The sequence below is a fragment of the Bacillus sp. FSL M8-0166 genome, from assembly GCF_038008825.1.
GTDB classification, from domain to species: Bacteria; Bacillota; Bacilli; order Bacillales; family Bacillaceae; genus Bacillus; species Bacillus safensis.
Genome location: NZ_JBBOZZ010000001.1, coordinates 822148 through 845681 on the forward strand (window position 1 = coordinate 822148; position 23534 = coordinate 845681).

The window sequence follows — 23534 nt, forward strand, 5'->3', positions numbered from 1 at the left end:
GAGGGAGGGGAATCCTTCGCGTGTACATCCTATATCTTTTCATTTTATTTGGCGCCATTGCTGCGCTCATGGTATCTGGGGCTATTCAAGATGTGGACAACCAGATCATCTTATGGTTTGAAAGCATCAGACTCCCTTTTTTAAATGATGTCATGCTGGCTTTGACGGACTTTGGCATCAGCGCGCTGCTCGTTCCCATCATGCTCATTTTTAGTGTGGTCTTGTTTATGTATAAGCGCTACTACTCTATCATGATGCTTTTTCTACTATATCTCACAGAAAAAACAATCAATCATGAATTAAAGGGGCTGTTTGCTAGAGAGCGTCCGGCCTTTGATCACCTTGTAGGTGAAACGTATTACAGCTTTCCGAGCGGACATTCGATGAATGCAGCCACCATCTATCCTTTTATGGCTTATCTATTAGTTGAAATGATCCCATGGCTGAAAGAAAGACAAAAAATCGTCTATTTGATCACGGGGCTGGGTGTTCTGGTCATTGGCATCAGCCGGATGTATATCGGCGTGCATTATTTGACAGATGTCGCTGGAGGCTTTGCGATAGGACTTGCTTTATTTCTCATTTGTAAAAAGATTGACGAAAGATTGTCTGTCATTCGACAAAAATAGAAGAAGGATATTGACAGATCCCAGCCAATTTTATATGAAAGGGGAGGGATTTGAATGCAATTGACGTTGAGATTTTTTCAAAAGAAACCTTCAGCATTTCACTTAACCATTTATCAGACACCTGAATATGGCGCTGCAAGCGGGCATCAGCCTGTGTACAGGACAAAGATTGGCGGCAGAACACATCTTGATGTACTGGAAAAAGCATTCTCGACATTTAATGTACATGATACAGTCCCTAATGATTACAATGCGCGGTTTATCACAACAGGTGATATTGTTGTGATTGATGATAGGAAAAAGGGGAAGTGCTATTATCAGCTCTCTCCGGCAGGATGGAAACGCAGTGAACGAATGATGACGATAAGTTAAATAGATGATTGATGATGCCAGCTTGAGATTCAGCTGGTATTTTCTTTTTTAAGCTCGATCGTTTATAATAAATAGGATAAAATACATAGTAAACGTAAGTGGAGGCTAAAAAATGAGTGTACATATTGGAGCAGAAAAAGGACAAATTGCAGAAACGGTATTGCTGCCGGGCGATCCGCTTCGCGCGAAATATATTGCAGATACATATTTAGAAGATGTTGAGTGCTATAACGAAGTGCGCGGAATGTATGGATATACTGGAACCTATAAAGGAAAACGTGTTTCTGTACAGGGAACTGGAATGGGCGTACCATCTATTTCGATTTATGTGAATGAACTCATTCAAAGCTATGATGTTCAAAACTTAATTCGCGTTGGATCTTGCGGAGCCATCAAAAGGGATGTCAATGTACGTGACGTCATTTTAGCTCAGACATCATCAACAGATTCACAAATGAACCGTGTGGCTTTTGGACCGATTGATTATGCGCCATGCGCTGATTTTGGCCTGCTCAAGAAAGCCTACGACACTGCAGAAGCAAAAAATGTCGCTGTACGAGTAGGAAATGTATTTACAGCAGACCAATTTTACAATGAAAAACCACTTGAGCTCATGGCTCAATATGGTATCCTAGCGATCGAAATGGAGACAACCGCTCTTTATTCTCTTGCAGCAAAATTTGACCGAAAAGCGTTATCAATTTTGACTGTGAGTGATCATGTTCTAACAGGTGAAGAAACAACGGCTGAAGAGCGTCAAACAACGTTTGATGAAATGATCTTAATTGCGCTAGACTCCGTTTTATAATAGTATAAAGGGTGTGCTACAACGTAGCGCATCTTTATTTTTTTAGAAGAGCAAAAGGAAGGTATGTCATGAAGAAAAGCTACAAAATACTCTCAATCGCATCGATTCTTGGTTTGACAGCCGCACTATCGGGCTGCCAGTTGCTGGATCAAAAAAGCGGTACATCTGAATCAAACAAACCAAACGAACAAAAAAACGCAGCAAGTTCATCTCCCCAGCACAACTCAAACGATACGGCAGATTCATCGAATCAAGAGCTGACGTTAAAGAGTGAATATTTCAATGACATCAAGGTTGTGAGCGGTCTGAAAACCATTCAAAATCCTGAAAACGTGCTAGCACTTGTCAACAAAGAATATGCATTACCAGGAACCTATAAACCTTCTGATCTCGTTGTACCAAAAGTAGAATTCTCTTTTTCGGAGGATATAGAAAAACGATATATCCGCAAAGAAGCAGCAGAAGCGCTTGAGAAGTTATTCAAAGGTGCAAAAAAGGAAAACTTCGAGCTTGCTGCAGTATCTGGCTATCGCTCCTATGACCGTCAAAAAGTCATTTTTGATAGTGAGGTCAAATTAAAAGGCAAAGAAAAAGCACAAGAAGCAGTCGCTCTACCAGGCGAAAGTGAACATCAAACAGGTTTAGCCATGGACATTTCCTCAAAAAGTGCCGGCTTTGAGATCTCTGAAAAGTTTGGTGAAACACCAGATGGCAAATGGGTGGCTAAAAACGCCTATAAATATGGCTTTATCATCCGTTATCCAAAAGGAAAAGAAGACATTACGAAATACGAATATGAGCCGTGGCATTTGCGCTATGTTGGAAAAGAAGCCGCAAAAGCGATGCATGATCACGATTTAACATTTGAAGAATACATGAACAAAGTAAAGAAAATCTAAACAAGTAAAAGGCCTCCCAGCTATTCGGGAGGCCTTCTCTTATTCTTCTTTTAAAAAAAGAACAATCCTGCTAATGCGAAGCCCGTAATGAAACCGAGGCCGATGCCATACGCTGCACCCCAGCCATAATATCCGCCCCAATAGCCATAGCCAAAGCCAAAGCCTCCGCGAGACCCGCCGACTGGACGAATATAAACTTTGCGGTTTGTCACACGCTCAATGCGTCCGACATGTACTCTGCCATTACGATCAGTGATTCTAGCGACTTTCCCCATGTGCTGCTGGCAAAGCTTGTAGTAGCGCTCCATGTTTTTCCTCCTTATGACAAACTCTATTCACTCTTATCCTATGCGAGAGACTTCATAGAGTTTGGACAAAACATATAGGAGATTCGCTCATTTTATACGGTGCATTCAAATAGAATGTGACTTAGCTGCTTTCGGTGTGCTTGAATGAGATCGTAGTGTGTTTGCAGTGTCTCGTAAAGAGAAGGCGGTATGTGTTCAGATAATTCCATTTCTGTCGGTTCCTCCTGCCCCATATGTTCATCGAATGAGAGGATCTGAATGTCACGGAAGCCCGCTTCGGTTAACTGTTCCTTCCATTCTTCTAGCGACAAGAGCGAGTGAAAGCCGTAAAAATCTCGAACAACTGCCATCTCTTCAGGCGTAAGAGGGGCTTTTAACACAGCTTCATTTGCAATCAATTGGCTTCCAGGAGCAAGAACGCGCTTGATCTCAGCTAGTGCATCACGCAGCTTGGTAAAGCTCAAAACAGATTCACTGATGAGTAGAGAGAACGCTTGATCTGGAAAGGGCAGCTGCTCAATGGATGCCTCTAAAGCACGGATCGGCAGGTCTTCCCGCTTGAATCGCAGGTTCGCCTTTTCAATCATCAATGGATGCGTATCAATGGCCTCCACCTGATAACCTACATTTCCTAAATAGGCGGCCGTCTGTCCTGTACCGCATCCGGCGTCCAGTATACGTGTATGAGGCGGCAGTTTTATATGCTCAATCATCGTTTTTGTTAACTCTATTCCGCCAGGATGGGCACTTGATACGCCAAAATAGGCAAGCATTTCTACATAGTCACTCATAAAATCCCTTCTTTCCTTATCTGTTCCTCTCTAAAGATTATGCAATAGAAGGGCAAATGGCTTATCTTTTCAAATAGAAGTTGATCCTTTGGTTGACGGATGAAGCATCGTCCTTGATAATAATGAAAGGAGATAAAGGTGGTGTTTTTTTGAAAAAACAAGTGAAGTTCGTGGTAGCCATTCTGGTGACTGCTGCACTGTCCTCAGCGATTACATTTGTGATCACAAAACAAGGTGCTGTCAGCGTCTCAGGAGACGAGAAGTTTAGTAAACTCATGGCTGCGTATACGAAGGTAAAGGATGAGTATTACGAAAAAACGGATGATCAAAAACTAGTAGATGGTGCGATCCAAGGAATGATTGCATCACTTGATGATCCATACTCTACATATATGGATCAGGAGGAAGCCGAAGGATTTAACAATACCATTTCTTCTTCATTTGAAGGAATTGGTGCACAAGTAGAAGAGAAGGATGGACAAATTTTAATTGTCGCGCCGATTAAAGGCTCTCCTGCTGAAAAAGCTGGTTTGAAACCTCATGATCATATTTTAAAAGTGGATGGAAAAAGCACCAAAGGAATGTCGGTCAATAAAGCAGTCTCTCTCATCAGAGGGAAAAAAGGAACGGATGTTAAGCTGCACCTCAACCGTCAAGGGGTCGGCAATGTAGATGTGACCATCACAAGAGACACGATTCCGCTTGAAACGGTTTATGCAAAACTCACAAAAGACAAAATAGGAGAAATCCAAATTACGTCCTTTGCTGAAACCACATCGAAAGAGCTGGATAAAGCAATTGATGACCTCGAGAAAAAAGGGGCAAAAGGTTTTGTCATTGACCTGAGAGATAATCCAGGAGGCATCATGACAGAAGCCATTGAAATGAGCAATGACTTTATCGATAAAGGGAAAGTCATTATGCAGGTTGAAGAAAAAGGGAAGAAACAAGTGTACAAGGCTGAAAAAGAACGTAAAGTCCATCAGCCGGCAGTTGTCCTTGTAAATGGCGGATCAGCCAGCGCTGCTGAAATCATGGCGGCGGCTCTGCACCAATCTTCAGGCATTCAAATTGTGGGTGAAAAGACGTTTGGCAAAGGAACTGTTCAAAATGCACAAAATTATAATGATGGTTCTAGTGTCAAGTTAACCATTGCAAAATGGCTGACACCAGACGGTTCTTGGATTCACAAAAAAGGAATTGAACCACAGGTCAAAGCAGCTCTCCCAAGCTATGCAAAGCTGCCTTACTTAAGCCCGAAAAAATCGTATGAGCTAAATGACAATGGAGATGAAGTCAAAGCGGCTCAAAAAATGTTCCAAGCGCTTGGCTACAAAGCAAAAGCAAACGGTGAGTACGATCAAGCATTCCAGTCTATCGTCAAAAGCTTCCAAACAGACAACGATCTGAAGGCAGACGGTACTCTGACAGGAGATACAACGACCGTACTAATGACAAAGATCCAAGATAAGCTAAAGAACAACGATACACAAATGAAAAAAGCCATTGAAGTCTTGAAAAAAGAAATGAAATAAAGAAAAAGCAGTCCTCATCAGGGGACTGCTTTTTCTTATCTTGTGATCGCTTCTGTTTTTTCATCATCCTTTTCAAATAGATCATTCATGACAGAATTGGATGTGACCTTCTTTTGGAAGAATGGATTCAAGATCAAGATGACGACGACGTTTGCTAGTAATCCAAGAAAACCTTCATAAAGACCGAACGTGACTTGTGAGATATTCGCTGTAAAGGTGACAATGATTCCAACGACTAACCCGGCAATCGTTGCTTCTCTCGATTGTTTTTTCCAGAACAAGCTGATAGCAATAGCTGGGAAGATTTGAACCATTCCTGAAACACCAATGAGCTGAAGCGTGACAAGTGCAGTTGGGAACAGCATCCCGAATAAAAGAGCGAGCCCAATGACGATAAACACCATCGAACGTGTAATGATGGTCAATCTTTTAGGTGACACATTCGGATGAATTAAGTCACGGTATAAATTATTGGCAAATAAATTCGATGCGCCAATGGCCATGATGGAGCATGGAATGAGGGACGCCAGTGCAATCGTTGAATAAGCGAGTCCCTGCATCACGCCGCCATATGACGTTTGAATTAAATGAAGAAGAGCAAATCTTGGATTTGTATCTTCTGGTAAGACTAAAAAGGCAATAAATCCAAGGAAGATGACCAAAATCAATACAATATTATAAAGAGGCAAAAACATGCTGTTTTTACGGATGGCATCTGCGCTTTTGGCTGTAAAAACCCCAGTTGCCGCGTGTGCCCACATAAACAAAGCAAGGGCAGAAACGCCTGAAGCGGTAATGAACCATAAAATGCCTTTAGGACCGCCTTCAGGGATTGTTAGAAGCTGAGGTGCTTCTTTGGCTAACGTATTCATCATCGGTGTCCAGCCGTTAAAATGAATGATTGGCAGTGAAACTACCATAAACAGCATGATCACCCAAACGAGAATATCCTTAATAATGGCTGTATATGTAGGACCTTTAATACCACTGAAAAATGTATAAAGTGCGACTAAAATAAATGAAATAATAACAACTGCATTCACATTAATATAACTAGTTCCAGCGACAGTTAACGTATCTTGAATCCCGCTCAGCTGAAGACAAATATAAGGAATCAGCATAAGTACTCCAACAATCGCAATCAAACTGGATAACAGCTTGCTGTCAAACCGCTCACGTGCATAATCAGCAAGGGTGGTGAGGTTGTGATTTTTCGCAACCGTCCATAGTTTCGGTAAAAAGAAATAAGCAATAAAATAAGCTAGGACTGAATAGGGAATAGCGAAAAAAGCGACGCTTCCAGCTGTATAAGCTGTACTTGTAAGCCCTAAGAAGGTATAAGCTGTATATAAGTCTGCACCAACGAGGAACCAGACGAGCAGTCCGCCAAATTTTCTCCCGCCTACAGACCATTCTTCTACTGACTGTCTTGATGACTTGTCACGACCAGCGGCAAATCCGATGACCACGACGATGAAAATAATACTTGCAGTAATCAATAAAGCTGTTAAATTTCCTTGCATTAGTCAGTTCCTCCATTTGAATGTTGCATCCTGTAAATGATAAATGTGCAAATTGGTGTGAGTACAATCCATAGTAAAAGCCAGAAGTGAAAAAAGGGCAGCCCGATGACAAATGGATGAATGCGATTCGCAAAAGGCAGCAATGCGAGCTGTCCGATGAATGGAATCGAAATAAGTAGTGCCAGCATCAATTTTTTGTTCATGATTTCCTCCTGAATATTTTGTAATTTCATAATAATAGCAGTTGTCAGATTAGATCACAAGACCATTTTCAGAAAAAACAATCATTTTGGTGAATAGCATACTAATATAACGCTTTCATTCTTGAAAAAGGAGAAAGAGTGAAGATATAAAGAGAGGGGAGGTGAAAGAAAGTATGTAAAAATAATATTTAAAGCAAATAAAAAAGCCCCAGCATAAAAGCTGAGGCCTTGCCAATTTTTAAAGGAAATCAGATACTTCTTCGATGTCGAAACGATTGCTTTTATGAGCTTCTTTCGCTGCTTTACCAACTGAAATCAGCATAACCGGCTCGTAGCGGCCGCTTACATTGAATTCTTTGATGTACGCTTCTTTACTGAAGCCACCCATTGCACACGTATCATAGCCCATTGCTTTCGCAGCAATCATTAATTGCATAGCAGCTAATGAAGCATTTGAATACGCTGCTTCTCTTGCATATTGCTCGCTTTGATATGCGCCATTGATTTGAGTCATCAATGTTTCTTTAATGTCTTCAGTAATAAAGCCTTGTTCAGCCAGCTCACTGTAGATTTTTTCGCCATTTTGGTTAGCTTCAAGGTCACCTAGAACTGCAATAACAGCTGATGCTTGTGATACTTGCTTTTGGTTGTACGCGATTGGAAGTAACTTCGCTTTTGCTTCAGCACTATGGAAAACAGTGAAATGCCAATGCTGAAGGTTCCAAGCAGATGGTGCTTTTGTTGTGATTTCAAGAAGCTCTGTTAACTCTTCTTTTGTCATTTCATGAGAAGTATCATACTCTTTTACTGAAGCTCTTTGTTTTAAAATGTCAATCGTTTTTTGATCGGTCGCCATATGGATATTTCCTCCCGTTTTTGCAAATAGTATGGTACAATAACTAAAAAGTGAGAAGCTTACTTATTGTAACTAGACATATTTTAAATTGTACACCGTTAGTTTGTCAAACAATCATGAAAAGAAAGGCTGAAATTTATGGAATTCCAATTATGTCCACACATTCAGCAAGCTTTTTTACTCCTAGGCAAAAGGTGGAATGGTCTCATTATTCATGTATTGCTTGATGGTCCAAAGCGTTTTAAAGACCTCACAGACACGATTCCGTCTATCAGTCAAAAAATGCTCGCTGAGCGTTTAAAAGAGCTCGAGCAAGAAGGAATTATAGAGCGGACTGTCCTGCCTGAGACGCCTGTCAAAGTCATTTACAGTTTAACTGAAAAAGGGAATGCGTTACATGAAGTGTTTCATGAGGTATCTCGGTGGGCAGGGGAGTATACAGACTCTCACGGGAAAAAGGAGCAAGCCTAGTTTCAGGTTTGCCCAAACATTTTGACTCTTGATGAATATGCTGATGTTAGGCACATGACAAAGGAGGAGAAATGCATGTACCCTCATACTCCGTATTTTCGAGGCGGCGCCCCTGGCATTCCGCCATATGAATCCAGAGTCCCTTTGTTTTTTGGTTTTGGCGCTCCTTTAGTCGGCGGACTGCTTGGCGGATTTCTAGGAAGTGCGATTTTTAATTATCCCCGTCCTTATTACCCGCCGCCACCACCACCTGCTCCACCACCATATGGCGGCGGATATCCACCATATTATTAAGAAAAAAGAGTAAGCCTGCTTCCATTCCAAAGCAGGCTTTTTATAATGGAATATCAATTTCAGAAATTCCTGGATCATCATGCTTTAAAAACATAATTTCCAATATACCATCTTGATACGACGCCTTCGTTCCTTTTCGTTTCACAGCAGCAGGGAGGACGACTTTCTTCTGCGTCCCTTCTTCAGGAAAATGATCAATAAACAGCAGATTGGCTGTATGTTTGATTTTGACTTTTTCTGTGTTCGGACGAGCAAGTTCAATTTTGACAAACACATGATCAGTCGTCTCGAACACTTCGACTTCTGGCTCTTTTTCTTTATGGACGTCAGTTTCTCTCGTTTTTTGATTTTGAGAAAGAGGGTCCTGAAATGGGAACTGAGCAGGATAATTCGAGCCGAATACACTTTCCATGACTTGATTGACATACTGCTCAACGTCTTTAGGGTCTGAATTCTTTAAGGCTTCCTTTGAGAACTGCTTTTGAAAAGGGAATAATCGGTTCCAGTCGAACATGCGAATCATCCTTTCTAAATGCCCTGAATTAGTATATGCCCATTCACCTGCGTGCGTGCTATAATATACGTTAGATTTAGAAAGGGATGGTTACATTGAACGAACAGCAATCAAAAGGTGTTCTCTACACGGCAGCATCTTTTACACTCTGGGGTTTGTTCCCATTATATTGGAAGCTGATGGAGCATATTTCGTCAGGCGAAATTTTAGCGCACAGAATTTTATGGTCATTTGTGTTTATGTGCGGTATTCTTTTGTATTTAAAACAAGTCCGCCCAGCGATGCAGACAGTAAAGGGTCTCATACTGGATGGTAAAGCATTTTTTTCATTACTTTTATCTGCTATTTTAATTTCGGTCAACTGGTATGTATACATTTGGGCAGTCAATCATGGTCTTATGCTAGAAGCAAGTTTAGGGTACTATATTAATCCGCTTGTATCCGTTCTATTAGGTATTATTTTCTTAAAAGAACGACTAAATAAATGGCAAACCATTGCCATCCTCATTGCCGCATTTGGGGTGATCCTATCAACGGTTCAATACGGGTCATTTCCTGTCGTTGCTTTCTTATTAGCCCTTAGCTTCGGTTTTTATGGTTTGATTAAAAAAAGGATGAGCTTCACGAGCGCGATTGGTTTGACGATTGAAACGCTGCTTCTCGCACCGGCTGCACTTGTGTACTTATTATTTTTCTTAAAAGAACCTGTTGTGACTATGAATCCTAACAGCTTCGGGTCGCTCGGTCTCTTATTTTTTGCTGGAGTTTTTACAGCCGTGCCGCTTCTTTTATTCTCAGAAGGCGCAAAAAGAATTCCACTTTACCAAGTGGGCATTTTGCAATATATTGCACCGACAATTACGCTGTTTTTAGGGCTGTTTGTCTATCACGAACACTTATCCGCAGCTAAAATTGTGACGTTTCTTTGTATTTGGGTAGCGATTTTACTGTTTACCACCTCTCAATTACGCATGAAAAAAACAGCGAATTCTCATTAAGCCAAACGAGCAGTTTGCTTTTTTTTGCAGGCGGATCATGTCATAATAAGTTGTTACCAAAACTGTAGAGGTGATCATATGTCGTCAGCTCAAGAGCTTGCAGCCGTCTATCAATCTTTATGGAAAAATCGTCAGCTTGATGTTGATGATATGTCCTCTTTACACGAGGCCATATGTGATGATTTACTTGATGCACGAACACATCCGCGGGCGAGAAAATCATTACACCAAAAGTATGTGCTTGCTGTGGAGAGAATTTTAGAAAGTGAGCTTAACCATGATCATCAGCTGCAGCTGATCAGCTTACATACGAAAAAGCTGCGAGAATTAATTCAAAATGAAGGAAGGAACCACTCATGAAACCAATTCAAACGGAAGATGTCACAACACATCTTGAATCGTTTTTAAATCGTCCAGTCTTCGTTCATCTTGAAACGACAACTGGTTCTTATTCAGCTCATGTAAATGAACAAAATATGACGGTTGTGGCGTATATCCGCAACGCGAAAGTCGTCTATTCACAGGCGAAAATAAAAGGACAAGGTCCATACCGTGTTGGAATGAAAACAGAAGATGGCTGGATTTATGCAGAAGGATTAACCGATTATGTGTTTGATGACCAAGGCCGCCTGCTATTAGCTGGGCACCTGCCAGACGGGAAACTAGCGATCTCATTACAAATTAGTGAAACACCATTTCAGGTGTAGAAGAAAGGGTGACAAGTCATGAACGAACATGTACTAGTGATGCTGCCTCACCCCGATGATGAATCCTTTGGGGTTGCAGGTCTCATTGCACAAAGCAGAAAACGCGGAATTCCTGTTACGTATGCATGCGGGACACTTGGGGAAATGGGCAGAAATATGGGCAGCCCAACATATGCTAACCGTGAAACACTTCCTGAATTAAGAAAACAGGAATTAATCAATGCCTGCAAAGAAATGGATATCACAGACTTACGTATGCTTGGCTTGCGTGATAAAACATTGGAATTTGAAGACGACGAGTATTTGGCAGATGTGATGGAAACCATCATTGATGAAGTCAAACCGACACTCATTGTGACGTTTTATCCAGGACACGGTGTACACCCTGATCATGATGCGACAGGCGAAGCTGTGATTCGTGCTCTATACCGCAAGAAAAAAGAAGAACGTCCTGTCACATACTGCATGGCCATTACGAAAAATAGAGAAGAAGTGCTTGGAAATGCGGATATTGTGATTGATATTACAGATGTTGCAGATATCAAATTAAATGCACTGAGAGCGCATAGAACGCAAACAGAGGGCATGCTGAGAGAGCTTGAACAAAAGCTGAAAAACAAAGAACCAGTCGTCCAAAAATGGTTTGATGAAGAAATTTTCTGGACGTATCAATGGAATGATTAAACAAAAAGCAGCTGACATAGATCAGCTGCTTTTTTGTGTTGTATTTAGTGATTCGATACATATCGAAGTTGACGTTTTTGAATCAATCTGAGCCGGATAAAGAGGACGATGGCACCTGCGGCAAGCCCGGCAATCAGCCCAATCCAATAACCAAACGCCCCAAAGGAGGTATATGTGCCAATGAGATAACCAGCAGGAAGACCGATGACCCAGTAAGAGACAAAAGCAGCAATCAGCGTATAATTCACATCTTTATAGCCGCGCAGAGCCCCTTGAATGGGTGCAGCAATCGCATCTGACAGCTGGAAAAAGATCGCGTAGATCAAAAAGTGCTGTGTCATTTGTAAAACAGCTGATTCAGCTGTGTATAAACCAGCGATCTCTGGTCTGAATAACAAGATGAGTGCGGCCGTACATAATGAGAATAAAACCGCCGTTCCAATGCCGATATAGCTGTAGCTTTGCGCGTCTTTATACCTCTTTGCCCCAGCTTCAAAGCCAACAACGATCGTTAACGCCATTGAAATACTAAGCGGTAAAATATATAGGATAGAAGCAAAGTTCATCGCTGCTTGGTGACTGGCGATTGTAATGGTGTCAAAGTGACCCATTAATAGCGTCACTGCTGCAAAGATACTCGTTTCAAAAAAGATTGCAAACCCGATAGGAAGACCAATTTTCAAAATTTGCCCTATACGGGAGATATTCAATCGAGGCAGTGTTTGAAACAAACGAAATGAGGCAAATGGTTCTGCTTTGAAGACAATACAAATACTCATGATGAAAATCGCCCAATACGTCATTGCAGATGCAAGGCCGGCACCCGCACCGCCAAGCTTTGGAAAGCCAAAGTTCCCAAAAATCAATAGATAATTTAAAACAAAGTTAATAGGAAGTGCTGTGAGCGTGATGAACATCGTCACACGTGTTTTCCCTAATGCATCAATAAATGACCTCAGCACCGAATAACCAAACAGCGGAATGATGCCAAAAGCAAGAAAGCTGAGGAAATGCCGGGCAATATCCTCTACAGAGTGCTCGAGTCCAAGTCCTCCAAGTATGTAAGGAATGCTGATCGTACCAATGACAATCACAGCGATACTTAAAAGAAAGGACAAATAGATCGCCTGAAAGACAGCCCGGGGAACATCTTCTTTATGCCCAGCCCCCATCAGCTGAGCCACAATCGGAGTAACGGCCATCAAAATCCCGGCAAGTCCGGTATAAACAGGTGTCCAAATACTAGAACCGATCGCAACACCCGCAAGGTCTTCTGCACTCACTTTTCCAGACATCACCGTATCTAAAAAGGTAATAAGCGAAAGACCAGCTTGGGTGATTAAAATCGGAATCAAAATGGTTAAAAATAGTGTCAGCTTTGCTCGAATGCTATTCGTTTCTCTCATCATAAGTTCCTCTCTGAACAGAAATAACGAGAGGAATTATATCATGCTATGTAAAAAAATCAATTCTCCGTGGGATTATTTTTCTTAGATGGCTTCGTTTTTTTAAACATTTGGGCATAAATAAAAGAAAGACTGACAACACCTAAAATGCTGCAAGCATATTGGATGATTTTCTGAATGGTCATATTAAGTTCACCTCCATACAAATAGAATGTGCACAATTTGCTATTTTATAACAACAAGCGAAAGAAGGAGGGAAAAGGTCAGATGATCCATCGGACGAACGAAGAAGTGATCTTTAAAGCAGGAATGAGAACACATTTGATGAACATTATGAAGGATGCAAGTGACATCATTGATTCTCTTGATGAGACAGAGCAGTGCTTACTTTGTGATCTCGAATCGTTGCATGATCAGTTTAATGAAATGCATGCAGAGGCTTCGTCGTTTTATTTACAAGCATATATGGAAGAATTCACACCAGGATTTGCTCAATTTTCTTTAGCCATTGAGAACTTATCAAAACAAAAGCATGGAGCACTCATTGTGATTCAAAGACGGGATGAGGTTGAGGATTTTATTCAAAAAGGGACAAACCTTCATGCGAAAATTAGTGCTTCCTTAATAGAAAGCATTTTTTACCCGGGAAATCCACTGCATGATGGTGCTCTTTTAGTCAAAGAAAATACACTTGTTTCTGCTGCGAATGTGCTGCCGCTCACATCAAAAAAAGTGAGCCCTTCGCTTGGCACAAGGCATAGGGCAGCGATCGGACTCTCTGGTATGACCGATGCACTTGTTCTTGTCGTGTCAGAAGAAACGGGAAAAATGTCGTTTGCGAAAGAAGGCGTGCTTTATCCGCTTACCGTAAAAGATCCGGAAATAAGAAAATAAAATTGAACGCTGCATTCTTCATTCGGAAGGATGCTTTTTTGATTTGCGGAGAAAAAACAGTCAATTAAGTAAAAAGTCATTTGATACAGAAAAATTTGTCATGTAGAATAGAACTATGAAACTAGCAGCGTGCTTGTTTTGACAAATTTCTAAACGTCAACTTAAAAATTCCTTAAAAAATGTTTATAAATACAATAAACAGCCGATAGAAACGATATGGCTTTGTTTTAGCATTTTGAGTTGGCTGCTTTAGCCTATTTGTTATTGCCCAACGTCTTCATGTCGAGTAATATAATAGAAATAAAGATAAAATAGTGCAAGAGAAGCAGAACCATTAAATGCTAAACTCAAAACTAGTACATAAGTCTTGTTGAACAAAATCACGAAAGGCGGAGATTCCTCTATGAAGAAAAAAGTAGTAACCGGCCTCACAGTTTCAGCGATCGCTGGCTCAGCTGTGTTTGCTGCACCGGCAGAAGCACAGACGATCAAGGTGAAAAGCGGTGACTCACTTTGGAAGATTGCCGAACAGTACAATACAAGTATTTCGGAGCTTCAATCTCTTAATCAATTAAAAACGACAATGATTTTTGCAGGACAAAGCTTGAAAATTCCTGGCGAAAAAAGCAAAAAATCCAGTTCATCAACAGGGTCAAAAGCAACGAAGTCAAGTGCTTCAACGACTTCCAGCTATACTGTAAAACTTGGCGATTCTTTATGGCTGATTGCAAAAAATCATAAAATGTCAGTTGCGAGCTTAAAGAGCCTAAACAGCTTAAACAGCGACCTGATTCGACCAGGTCAAAAGCTAAAGGTATCTGGAAGCACGAAGACGAGCGGAAGCCAGTCATCAAATTCAAACTCATCTTCAAATTCCAGCTCAAGCAATAAGACAACGAACTCAAATAGTTCATCATCATCAAGTACATACAAGGTCAAATTAGGGGATTCTCTTTGGAAAATTGCGAATTCGCTAAATATGTCGATTGGTGAAATCAAAACATTGAACGGATTAAAATCTGATATGATTTATCCGAATCAAGTATTGAAAGTAAAAGGGACGGCTGCATCAAAACCAAGTCAGCCGAAACCTACTAAACCAAGCAATTCAAACAATAACCAGTCTTCTAGCGGGAAAACAACATCTTATACTGTAAAATCAGGCGATTCCTTATGGAAAATTGCGAATCAATTCAAAGTACAGGTTCAATCGATCCGTACAGCCAACAGCTTGAAAAGTGATGTGCTTAGAATTGGACAAGTATTAAAAATTAATGGTGCAGCTTCCGGCTCAACTGGATCGAATGGTTCTACGTCTAACGGTTCAACAACTCCGGTCGACAATAACAAAAATGATGTACCAATGAATGCAAAGATCACGACAATGATCCAAGAGGGGAAAAAGCTGACAGGCGTTCCTTACAGATGGGGCGGTAATACACCAGCAGGATTTGACTGCAGCGGCTTTGTTTACTATCTCATTAACAAGGTTTCATCTGTATCAAGATTAAGCACAGCAGGCTACTGGAATATGATGACTTCTGTAAGCACACCTCAAGTTGGAGATTTTGTTTATTTTACAACGTACAAAGCGGGCCCTTCTCATATGGGACTATACCTTGGCGGAGGAAATTTCCTTCATGCAAGTGACAATGGAGTAGGAATCTCGAACTTAAGCAACCCATATTGGAAAAAAGCCTACTTAGGTGCAAAACGTTTCTTCTAAAAAAAGCCGATTTTCGGCTTTTTTTGTTTGCCCGCTGCTGTGATTGTCCATACTGATACCAAAAGGGGGCAGTCATAAATGAAAAAGTCAGTGTGGATGATCATGATATGTTTGATCTTTACCGCATCAGCATGTCATGCACCGCCGAAAAAAGAAACGACAGAAGAAACAAGCGAAGTTTCAGCACCTAAACAAGCACCAGTCACGACGTCACTCATAAACGAAAGCGGGCAAAAAATAGGGAGCATTGAAATAAGAGAGTCCTCAGAAAATGGGCTGGATCTGCATGTGAAAGCGAAAGGACTGCCGCCAGGTCCTCACGGCTTTCATATTCATGAAACAGGAATATGTGAAACGCCAGATTTTGAAACGGCGGGGGCTCACTTTAATCCAACCCATAGAGAGCATGGTTTTGACAATCCAAAGGGGCACCATGCTGGAGATATGCCTAATTTAGAGGTAGGGGCAGATGGACAAATTGATGTTGTCGTGAATGTACCAGATGTGACGTTAAAGGGAGGCCCAAATCAATTAATTGATCAAAATGGGCGAAGTTTTATCATTCATGCAGAAGCAGATGATTACTTAAGTAACCCTTCTGGTAACTCAGGGAAACGCATCGCTTGCGGAGCGATGACAAAAGAAATGGTAAAATAACAGAAGTCTAACCTTTATGTATTGAGTGCATAAAGGTTTTTTTAGTATACTTGGTGAGGAAAATGATCGAAGAGAGGAATTAATCATACATGTTTAACGAACAATCACTCCCAGAAGAAATTCAAGCAATGATTGAAGCAAAAGCAAAAGTGCTGGTAGAAGAATTTCGTCCCCTTATTGGAACAGGCGGTTATGAATCACAGGATACTTCTATCATTCAAGATGCCATGATCGCATTAGCACTAGGAAAAAACGTTCTTTTAAAGGGACCGACTGGCTCAGGTAAAACAAAACTAGCAGAAACATTATCCGCTTTCTTTCAGCAGCCGATGCACAGTGTGAACTGTTCGGTTGATCTTGATGCTGAAAGCTTGATTGGCTATAAAACCATCCACAATGATGGTCAGGTGGCTTCGATTGAATTCATTGAAGGACCTGTGACGAAAGCAATGAAAAAAGGCCATCTTTTATATATTGATGAAATCAACATGGCAAAGCCAGAAACATTACCTATTTTAAACGGTGTACTTGACTACAGAAAAATGATGACAAACCCATTTACAGGCGAGGTTGTTAAAGCAGAAGAAGGCTTTGGCGTCATTGCAGCAATCAATGAAGGATATGTCGGCACAGTGCCTCTAAATGAAGCGTTAAAAAACCGTTTTGTTGTCATTGACGTTCCATATATCGGCGGCGGTATCCTGAAAGATGTATTGCAATCTCAATCTGTTTTAAAAGATGAGCGATTAATCGATCAATTCGTACAGCTCTCATCAGACCTTATTACACAAGCTCATAACGGACAGGTGAGTGAAGAAGCAGCATCCATCCGCGCGCTCCTAGATACTTGTGATCTTGCGCAATACATCCCGCCGCTTCGTGCCGTTGAACGAGGGATTGTTGAAAAGCTGGAAGATGACCGGGAAAAAGCAGCGGTAAGAAATATCGCCCAAACATTATTCGAGTGAGGTTCTGACTTTTGAAATTCATCAAATTTAATGACAGCAGAATCGATTCATTTCTATTTATGGAATTAACGGATTTAGCCAAAACGTTAGCAAAAAGTGATGATGTCGAGCTTGAATACGGTGTGCAGTCCTACTATGAACCGTTTGAAAAGAAAATTTTCATCAGTCATTTTTGGGATGATCGTAAACAAGAAGATATGATAGCAGGGCTGAAAAGCGATGTGTTCCTTCGTGCAGTAGGGACGGTTTACAGTGATCTTATTGTATTTCAGGAGATCATTCGCTATGCCCATACATTATCCATTCCTGATTTATGTAAACAATTGTTTATGCTGTTTGAAGATATCCGGATTGAAGAGCGGATTAAACGAGGCCGCCCTGGAACAAAAAAGGTATTTAAACGAAGAAGAGAGCTATACCGGCGTCACTTTAAGACGCAATTAACGATTAACCAAGAACGAAGCATTTTAACGGATGCACTCTTTTGTGCGATTTATGTGAAGCTGACAGCTGATTCTCCCCTTGAAGAGATCCCGCCTCTTCATGAGCAGATCAACCCGATGATTCCGTTTATTGAGTCAAGTCTTGAACGTGTATATGATGCGGGTTCAACAGCAGACATCGCAGTTATTGTAAAAGAATTAATGGAAGGCTTCGATGAGCTTCTTGAAAAGGACATGCTCAATACGTACTTTTTCTTTCCTGAATTGGACTATGAACAAGCGGCAAAAGAACCGCTGTTCCATGACTTAAAAAGAAAACCTAAATTAAGTGAGGACATCAAAGTCGACCGAGAAAAAGAAGGCGATGAAGATATTCACCAAGAGTATATGGAAGTGTGGCATCGAGAAACCGAAGCGCCATCCAAAAGCTTCCTTCAATTTGATTTAGAGCACGGCGGTAAAAGTGATCTTGGTAAGGATGCAGCAAGAGAAGGCGATGACGGAGATCAGGCACTCGGAACTGTCCAAGGCTCTGCAAAGCAAACACACCGAAAAGATTATTCAAAGCTTGAAGCGCTGGAAGAGGCTGAAGGTGAAGAAAGCGGAGCAGACGGTCATGAAAATGGAAAAGAGAACAAATATGCGTTTCCAGTCATGATTTCACCAGATCCTCCAATGCCAGAACAAATCGATGTATACAAGCAGCATGCTAAGGAAATTGAACCTTACCAGAAACGCTTAAAACAAATGATCCAAAAAACACTTGAACATAAAAAATCATGGCCTAAAACAGACCTTCATGCAGGACGTCTCAGCAAAAAGCTGATTCGCTACTTTACAGAGTCTAATCCGCGTCTTTTCTATAAAAAACAGGCACCGTCTTCTCAGATTGATGCTGTTTTCACCTTATTAGTTGACTGTTCAGCGAGCATGTTTGACAAGATGGATGAGACGAAAAAAGGCATTGTTCTATTTCATGAAGCGTTAAAATCCGTGCAAGTCCCACATCAAATTGTTGGGTTTTGGGAAGATACAAACGACGCGACTGAAACAAGTCAGCCAAACTACTTCAACACAGTCGTGTCGTTCAAAGATTCTCTATTTGATGCAGGGCCTTCTATTATGTCTCTTGAGCCAGAAGAGGATAACCGGGATGGCTATGCGATCCGTCAAATGACAAAGATGATTTTAAAACGAAGAGAAGCGCAAAAGTTTCTGATTGTCTTTTCAGACGGAGAGCCAGCTGCGTTCAGCTACGAACAAAATGGGATTGTCGATACACATGAAGCAGTTCTTGAAGCGAGGAAAAAGGGCATTGAGGTGATCAATGTGTTTTTATCCAATTCGCCGATAGAAGAAGCACAGATGAAAACCATTCAAGATATGTATGGCAAGTTCAGCATTTTTGTACCAGATGTCGATACATTGCCAGATGTTTTATACCCATTACTGAAGAAACTGCTGCATAAAAGCATTGGGGCATAAGGTTTTGCCCCTTTCTTCAAATTATTTTTCGGAATGATTTAAATTTTTTGTTTTTCTGTGAATTTTTTATCTTTAATTGAACAAAGAATGTAGAAAGTAATCCAAAACAGTGGTAGAATATTATTGGAAGCGTTTTATTACATAAATTTGGTCATTGTGTTCTGGAAGTTATATCGAGATAGTGTTCAATCACTTGATGATCAAAGTTGGGGGTAGTGTTCAAAATGTTTCAAAATGATGTGAAACAACCGTTGAGTTGGGAAGAATTTCATGGTCCGAACCTCGGCTATGTGCTCGAGCTCTACGATCAGTATGTCCAGGATCCTACTAGTGTTGATGAAGATCTAAGAGGCATATTTGATGAACTTGGTGCACCGCCGAGTGAAATGAAGGAGGAAATTGGGAAAAAAGAAAATAGCGTAGTTACTTCTGAACAAATCCAAAAGATAGCATCAGTCGTTAAACTGGCAGAAGACATCAGAACGTATGGCCATTTAAATGCTTCCGTCAATCCTCTTCGCAAAGAAAAGGAATTACAAGAGCTGTTTCCTTTAAAGGAGTACGGTTTAACAGAAGAAGATGTCAAGAATATTCCGATATCTATTATTAGTCCGGATGCACCAAAACACATTTCAAACGGCATAGAAGCCATTAACCATTTGAGAAATACGTATAAGCGTACCATTTCATTTGAGTTTGATCACGTGCATGACTTCGAAGAGCGAAACTGGCTCTCAAAATCGATCGAGTCTGGTGAACTATTTAAGAAAAAACCAGCAGATAAACTAGTTTCTGTGTTCAAGAGATTAACAGAAGTTGAGCAGTTCGAGCAGTTTCTTCATAAAACATTTGTTGGGCAAAAGCGTTTCTCAATAGAAGGTTTAGACGCACTTGTCCCAGTACTTGATGAAATTATTTCAGAGTCTGTTACACAAGGGACTTCAAATATTAACATTGGAATGGCACACAGAGGCCGTTTAAATGTATTAGCACATGTGCTAGGAAAGCCATATGAGATCATTTTCTCTGAATTCCAGCATGCGCCAAATAAAGAGCTTGTTCCATCAGAAGGCTCTATTGGCATCAGCTATGGATGGACGGGGGATGTTAAGTACCATCTTGGAGCTGACCGTCAAATCAAAGACGAAGATACAAAGAGTGCGAGAGTTACGCTTGCTAATAACCCAAGTCACTTGGAATTCATTGATCCAATTATTGAAGGAAGCACGCGTGCCGCTCAGGAATCACGTACTCAAAAAGGCTATCCAGTTCAAGACGTTGAAAAAGCGTTAGCCATCTTAATTCATGGGGATGCAGCATTCCCTGGAGAAGGAATTGTGGCAGAAACATTAAATTTAAGTCAACTTGTAGGCTATCAAGTGGGCGGAACCATCCATATTATTGCCAACAATATGATCGGTTTTACAACGGAAAGCAATGAATCTCGCTCGACGAAATATGCAAGTGACCTTGCAAAAGGGTTTGAGATTCCTATTGTTCACGTCAATGCAGATGATCCAGAAGCGTGTTTAGCGGCTGTTCAGCTAGCTGTAGAATACCGCAAACGATTCAAGAAGGATTTCCTTATTGACTTGATCGGCTATCGCAGATACGGTCATAACGAAATGGATGAGCCTTCTACAACTCAGCCAATGCTGTACGATGCGGTTAGAAAGCACAAAACGGTCAAGAATATCTTTGCAGATAAACTTGTTGCAGAAGGGCTTTTGACAAAAGAGCAGCGTGAAGAAATCGAGCAGGCTGTGACGTCAAAAATAGAAGAAGCCTATAAAAAGGTGCCTTCAAAGAAAGAGCATACGATTCAAGAAATCGAACTGCCAGAGCCTGTATCAAACGGCTTCCCAGCAGTGGATACATCAGTAGAATTTGATGTACTGCGAAAGCTGAATGAAGAATTGATCAGCTGGCCGAATGGTTTCCAAGTATTTGGTAAACTGAAGCGGATCCTTGAAAAACGTGCAAAAGTGTTTACAGATGACCGTAAAGTAGAATGGTCACTTGGGGAAGCACTCGCATTTGCATCTATATTAAAAGACGGTACGCCAATTCGAATGACCGGACAGGATTCAGAGCGTGGTACTTTTGCTCAAAGAAACCTTGTTCTTCACGACAGTCAAACGGGTGATGAATTTATTGCTCTTCATGAACTGAGTGATGCAAATGCATCGTTTACGGTTCATAACAGTCCACTGTCGGAAGGCTCAGTTATCGGGTTTGAATATGGTTATAATGTCTATTCTCCTGAAACGTTAGTGATTTGGGAAGCTCAATTCGGAGACTTCGCAAATGCGGCTCAAGTGTATTTCGATCAATTTATCTCAGCTGGCCGTGCAAAATGGGGACAAAAATCAGGTTTAGTCATGCTGTTGCCGCATGGATATGAAGGACAAGGTCCTGAGCATTCAAGTGGAAGAACAGAGCGCTTCCTGCAATCAGCTGCTGAGAATAACTGGACAGTTGCGAACCTGACAAGTGCAGCGCAATATTTCCATATTCTTAGAAGACAGGCGAAAATGCTGCTTCGTGAAGAGATTCGTCCGCTTGTCATTATGACACCGAAGAGTCTGCTTCGTAACCCGAACACATTGTCTGAAGTCCAAGAATTAACGGATGGACAGTTCTGTCCAGTTCTTGAACAGCCAGGTCTTGTACATGATCATGAAAAAGTATCGCGTCTCGTGCTATCTAGCGGGAAGGTATCCATTGATATTAGTGATCGTTTTACTCAAATGGAAGAGCCGAAAGATTGGCTTCACGTTGCAAGAGTGGAACAGCTATATCCGTTCCCAGCCAAAGATATTAAAGGAATTTTAACAAAGCTGACAAACTTAGAAGAAATCGTATGGGTGCAAGAAGAACCGCAAAATATGGGAGCTTGGGGATACATTGAGCCATATTTACGTGAGATTGCGCCTGAAAAAGTAAAAGTACGTTACATCGGCCGAAGAAGACGTTCAAGTACGGCTGAGGGTGATCCAACTGTGCATAAAAAAGAACAAGAACGAATTGTATCTGATAGCTTGACTCGCAAAAACTAAGGGGGAAATGAAAAATGGCGGAAATTAAAGTACCTGAATTAGCGGAATCAATCTCGGAAGGAACGATTGCTCAATGGCTAAAGCAGCCGGGCGATTATGTGGAGCAGGGGGAGTACCTGCTAGAACTTGAAACAGATAAAGTCAATGTCGAACTGACTGCTGAAGAATCTGGTGTACTAAAAGAAGTGCTGAAAGATTCTGGTGACACTGTACAAGTTGGAGAGGTCATCGGAACGATTGCAGCAGGTGAAGCCGGCGGAAGCGAGTCCGCAGCTCCAGCACCTGAGCAAGCTTCTGCACCAGCTTCGAAAGAAGAACCAGCAGCTGCTCAAAAAGAAGAAGCAGTGAAAGAAGAGCCGAAAGCTGGTAATGGCAGAACCATCGCTTCTCCTGCAGCTAGAAAACTAGCGAGAGAGAAGGGATTAGACTTATCTGAGATTCCAACCGTAGATCCGCTGGGCAGGGTACGAAAGCAGGATGTCGCTTCTTATCAAAAGAATGAAGCACCTGCAAGTGCACCGAAAGCCGCGCCAAAAGCAAATGCTGCGGTGCAAACTGAACAACCAGGAAAGCCAGTTGAACGTGAAAGAATGTCACGCCGCAGACAAACAATTGCAAAACGTTTAGTTGAAGTTCAACAAACGGCTGCGATGCTGACGACATTTAATGAAGTCGATATGACAGCTGTGATGGATTTAAGAAAGCGTCGTAAAGATGCCTTCCTAGAACAAAATGATGTCAAGCTTGGCTTCATGTCCTTCTTTACAAAAGCAGTTGTAGCAGCACTGAAGAAATATCCGCTGCTTAACGCAGAAATTCAAGGTGATGAGCTTGTCTTGAAGAAATTCTATGACATCGGCATCGCTGTTGCTGCAAACGAAGGACTTGTCGTACCGGTTGTTCGTGATGCAGACAGATTGTCATTTGCGGGGATTGAAAAAGAAATTGGTCATCTTGCGAAAAAAGCAAGAGATAACAAATTGGCTCTTAGTGAGTTACAAGGTGGATCATTCACGATCACAAACGGCGGAACATTTGGTTCTCTGCTTTCAACACCGATTTTAAACAGCCCTCAAGTTGGAATTTTAGGGATGCATAAAATTCAGCTTCGTCCGGTGGCGATTGATGAAGAACGTTTTGAGAACCGTCCGATGATGTATTTAGCTCTTTCTTATGACCACCGCATTGTCGATGGTAAAGAAGCAGTTGGATTCCTCGTCACGATTAAAAATCTGCTTGAAGATCCTGAGCAGCTATTGCTTGAAGGATAATCTTCAATTATAAAAAGCTAGCACTTGTTAAGG

General features: G+C 41.3%; 26 protein-coding genes. 18 read left to right on the top strand and 8 right to left on the bottom strand.

Annotation, left to right across the window (positions count from 1 at the left end; all coding sequences use genetic code 11):
• Positions 1-20: 20 nt before the first annotated feature.
• The 4 genes from NSS92_RS04640 (at position 21) to NSS92_RS04655 (ending at position 2708) form a co-directional block, all read left to right on the top strand.
• Entirely contained in the window at positions 21-629 is a 609-nt protein-coding gene (locus NSS92_RS04640; protein WP_340867017.1) for a phosphatase PAP2 family protein, read from the top strand.
• 54 nt (positions 630-683) lie between these two features.
• Positions 684-1001 (top strand): hypothetical protein, encoded by a 318-nt coding sequence (locus NSS92_RS04645; RefSeq protein ID WP_095408805.1) that lies wholly within the window; start codon positions 684-686, stop codon positions 999-1001.
• Between the two features lie 112 nt (positions 1002-1113).
• On the top strand, positions 1114-1809 hold the full coding sequence (gene deoD, locus NSS92_RS04650) for a purine-nucleoside phosphorylase (protein ID WP_012010274.1): 696 nt from the start codon (positions 1114-1116) through the stop codon (positions 1807-1809).
• Positions 1810-1877: 68 nt separating this feature from the next.
• Positions 1878-2708, top strand: a complete 831-nt coding sequence (locus tag NSS92_RS04655; protein ID WP_267587490.1) for a M15 family metallopeptidase — start codon at positions 1878-1880, stop codon at positions 2706-2708.
• Positions 2709-2758: 50 nt separating this feature from the next.
• On the opposite strand, the gene NSS92_RS04660 is transcribed toward NSS92_RS04655, so the two are convergent.
• Both NSS92_RS04660 and NSS92_RS04665 read right to left on the bottom strand, forming a co-directional pair.
• On the bottom strand, positions 2759-3016 hold the full coding sequence (locus NSS92_RS04660; protein WP_267587491.1) for a hypothetical protein: 258 nt from the start codon (positions 3014-3016) through the stop codon (positions 2759-2761).
• Positions 3017-3108: 92 nt separating this feature from the next.
• Positions 3109-3807 carry a class I SAM-dependent methyltransferase gene (locus NSS92_RS04665; RefSeq protein WP_267587492.1) on the bottom strand — a complete coding sequence of 233 codons (699 nt, stop codon included), beginning with the start codon at positions 3805-3807 and terminating at the stop codon, positions 3109-3111.
• Between the two features lie 149 nt (positions 3808-3956).
• On the opposite strand from NSS92_RS04665, the gene NSS92_RS04670 reads away from it, so the two are divergent.
• Positions 3957-5342, top strand: coding sequence for a S41 family peptidase (locus NSS92_RS04670; RefSeq protein WP_267587493.1), 1386 nt, complete (start codon positions 3957-3959; stop codon positions 5340-5342).
• A gap of 35 nt (positions 5343-5377) precedes the next feature.
• Here NSS92_RS04670 and NSS92_RS04675 read toward each other — a convergent pair whose 3' ends face one another.
• The 3 genes from NSS92_RS04675 to NSS92_RS04685 all read right to left on the bottom strand — a co-directional run bounded on the left by NSS92_RS04675 (position 5378) and on the right by NSS92_RS04685 (position 7924).
• Positions 5378-6865, bottom strand: coding sequence for a sodium:solute symporter family protein (locus tag NSS92_RS04675; RefSeq protein ID WP_267587494.1), 1488 nt, complete (start codon positions 6863-6865; stop codon positions 5378-5380).
• Entirely contained in the window at positions 6865-7068 is a 204-nt protein-coding gene (locus NSS92_RS04680; RefSeq protein WP_267587495.1) for a DUF3311 domain-containing protein, read from the bottom strand. Before NSS92_RS04680 ends, NSS92_RS04675 begins: the two co-directional genes overlap by 1 nt.
• A gap of 238 nt (positions 7069-7306) precedes the next feature.
• Positions 7307-7924, bottom strand: a complete 618-nt coding sequence (locus NSS92_RS04685) for a nitroreductase family protein (protein WP_264007267.1) — start codon at positions 7922-7924, stop codon at positions 7307-7309.
• A gap of 138 nt (positions 7925-8062) precedes the next feature.
• Here NSS92_RS04685 and NSS92_RS04690 point away from each other — a divergent pair, with 138 nt between their 5' ends.
• Positions 8063-8395 (top strand): winged helix-turn-helix transcriptional regulator, encoded by a 333-nt coding sequence (locus tag NSS92_RS04690; protein WP_340867019.1) that lies wholly within the window; start codon positions 8063-8065, stop codon positions 8393-8395.
• A gap of 75 nt (positions 8396-8470) precedes the next feature.
• Positions 8471-8689 (top strand): hypothetical protein, encoded by a 219-nt coding sequence (locus NSS92_RS04695; protein ID WP_024422697.1) that lies wholly within the window; start codon positions 8471-8473, stop codon positions 8687-8689.
• Between the two features lie 40 nt (positions 8690-8729).
• Here NSS92_RS04695 and NSS92_RS04700 read toward each other — a convergent pair whose 3' ends face one another.
• On the bottom strand, positions 8730-9203 hold the full coding sequence (locus NSS92_RS04700; protein ID WP_267587496.1) for an Hsp20/alpha crystallin family protein: 474 nt from the start codon (positions 9201-9203) through the stop codon (positions 8730-8732).
• A gap of 86 nt (positions 9204-9289) precedes the next feature.
• On the opposite strand from NSS92_RS04700, the gene rarD reads away from it, so the two are divergent.
• From rarD to bshB2, 4 genes are all read left to right on the top strand, one after another.
• Entirely contained in the window at positions 9290-10201 is a 912-nt protein-coding gene (rarD, locus tag NSS92_RS04705; RefSeq protein ID WP_029705997.1) for an EamA family transporter RarD, read from the top strand.
• A gap of 78 nt (positions 10202-10279) precedes the next feature.
• Positions 10280-10561 (top strand): hypothetical protein, encoded by a 282-nt coding sequence (locus NSS92_RS04710; RefSeq protein ID WP_340867020.1) that lies wholly within the window; start codon positions 10280-10282, stop codon positions 10559-10561.
• Positions 10558-10908: a YojF family protein gene (locus NSS92_RS04715; RefSeq protein WP_024428327.1), complete on the top strand. Its 351-nt coding sequence runs from the start codon at positions 10558-10560 to the stop codon at positions 10906-10908. Before NSS92_RS04710 ends, NSS92_RS04715 begins: the two co-directional genes overlap by 4 nt.
• An 18-nt stretch (positions 10909-10926) precedes the next feature.
• The gene (gene bshB2, locus NSS92_RS04720; RefSeq protein WP_267587498.1) at positions 10927-11592 is read left to right on the top strand and encodes a bacillithiol biosynthesis deacetylase BshB2; all 666 of its coding nucleotides are present in this window, start codon (positions 10927-10929) and stop codon (positions 11590-11592) included.
• Positions 11593-11636: 44 nt separating this feature from the next.
• Here the strand turns inward: bshB2 and NSS92_RS04725 are convergent, their stop codons facing one another.
• A complete protein-coding gene (locus NSS92_RS04725) occupies positions 11637-12998 on the bottom strand; it encodes an MATE family efflux transporter (RefSeq protein WP_267587499.1) in 1362 nt (453 codons plus the stop codon).
• Positions 12999-13057: 59 nt separating this feature from the next.
• On the bottom strand, positions 13058-13183 hold the full coding sequence (locus NSS92_RS04730; protein WP_008359993.1) for a hypothetical protein: 126 nt from the start codon (positions 13181-13183) through the stop codon (positions 13058-13060).
• 82 nt (positions 13184-13265) lie between these two features.
• Between NSS92_RS04730 and cdaS the strand changes: the two genes are divergently transcribed.
• The 7 genes from cdaS (at position 13266) to odhB (ending at position 23501) form a co-directional block, all read left to right on the top strand.
• A complete protein-coding gene (cdaS, locus tag NSS92_RS04735; protein ID WP_044332896.1) occupies positions 13266-13892 on the top strand; it encodes a sporulation-specific diadenylate cyclase CdaS in 627 nt (208 codons plus the stop codon).
• Positions 13893-14295: 403 nt separating this feature from the next.
• The gene (locus NSS92_RS04740; RefSeq protein WP_340867021.1) at positions 14296-15618 is read left to right on the top strand and encodes a C40 family peptidase; all 1323 of its coding nucleotides are present in this window, start codon (positions 14296-14298) and stop codon (positions 15616-15618) included.
• Between the two features lie 78 nt (positions 15619-15696).
• Positions 15697-16275 carry a superoxide dismutase family protein gene (locus NSS92_RS04745; RefSeq protein ID WP_340867022.1) on the top strand — a complete coding sequence of 193 codons (579 nt, stop codon included), beginning with the start codon at positions 15697-15699 and terminating at the stop codon, positions 16273-16275.
• Positions 16276-16364: 89 nt separating this feature from the next.
• On the top strand, positions 16365-17243 hold the full coding sequence (locus NSS92_RS04750) for an ATP-binding protein (protein ID WP_340867023.1): 879 nt from the start codon (positions 16365-16367) through the stop codon (positions 17241-17243).
• Positions 17244-17254: 11 nt separating this feature from the next.
• Positions 17255-19171, top strand: a complete 1917-nt coding sequence (locus tag NSS92_RS04755) for a vWA domain-containing protein (protein ID WP_267587502.1) — start codon at positions 17255-17257, stop codon at positions 19169-19171.
• 224 nt (positions 19172-19395) lie between these two features.
• Complete coding sequence (gene sucA / locus NSS92_RS04760) at positions 19396-22230, top strand: 2-oxoglutarate dehydrogenase E1 component (protein ID WP_340867024.1); 2835 nt, start codon at positions 19396-19398, stop codon at positions 22228-22230.
• A gap of 14 nt (positions 22231-22244) precedes the next feature.
• On the top strand, positions 22245-23501 hold the full coding sequence (gene odhB / locus NSS92_RS04765) for a 2-oxoglutarate dehydrogenase complex dihydrolipoyllysine-residue succinyltransferase (protein WP_039179294.1): 1257 nt from the start codon (positions 22245-22247) through the stop codon (positions 23499-23501).
• Positions 23502-23534: the final 33 nt, after the last annotated feature.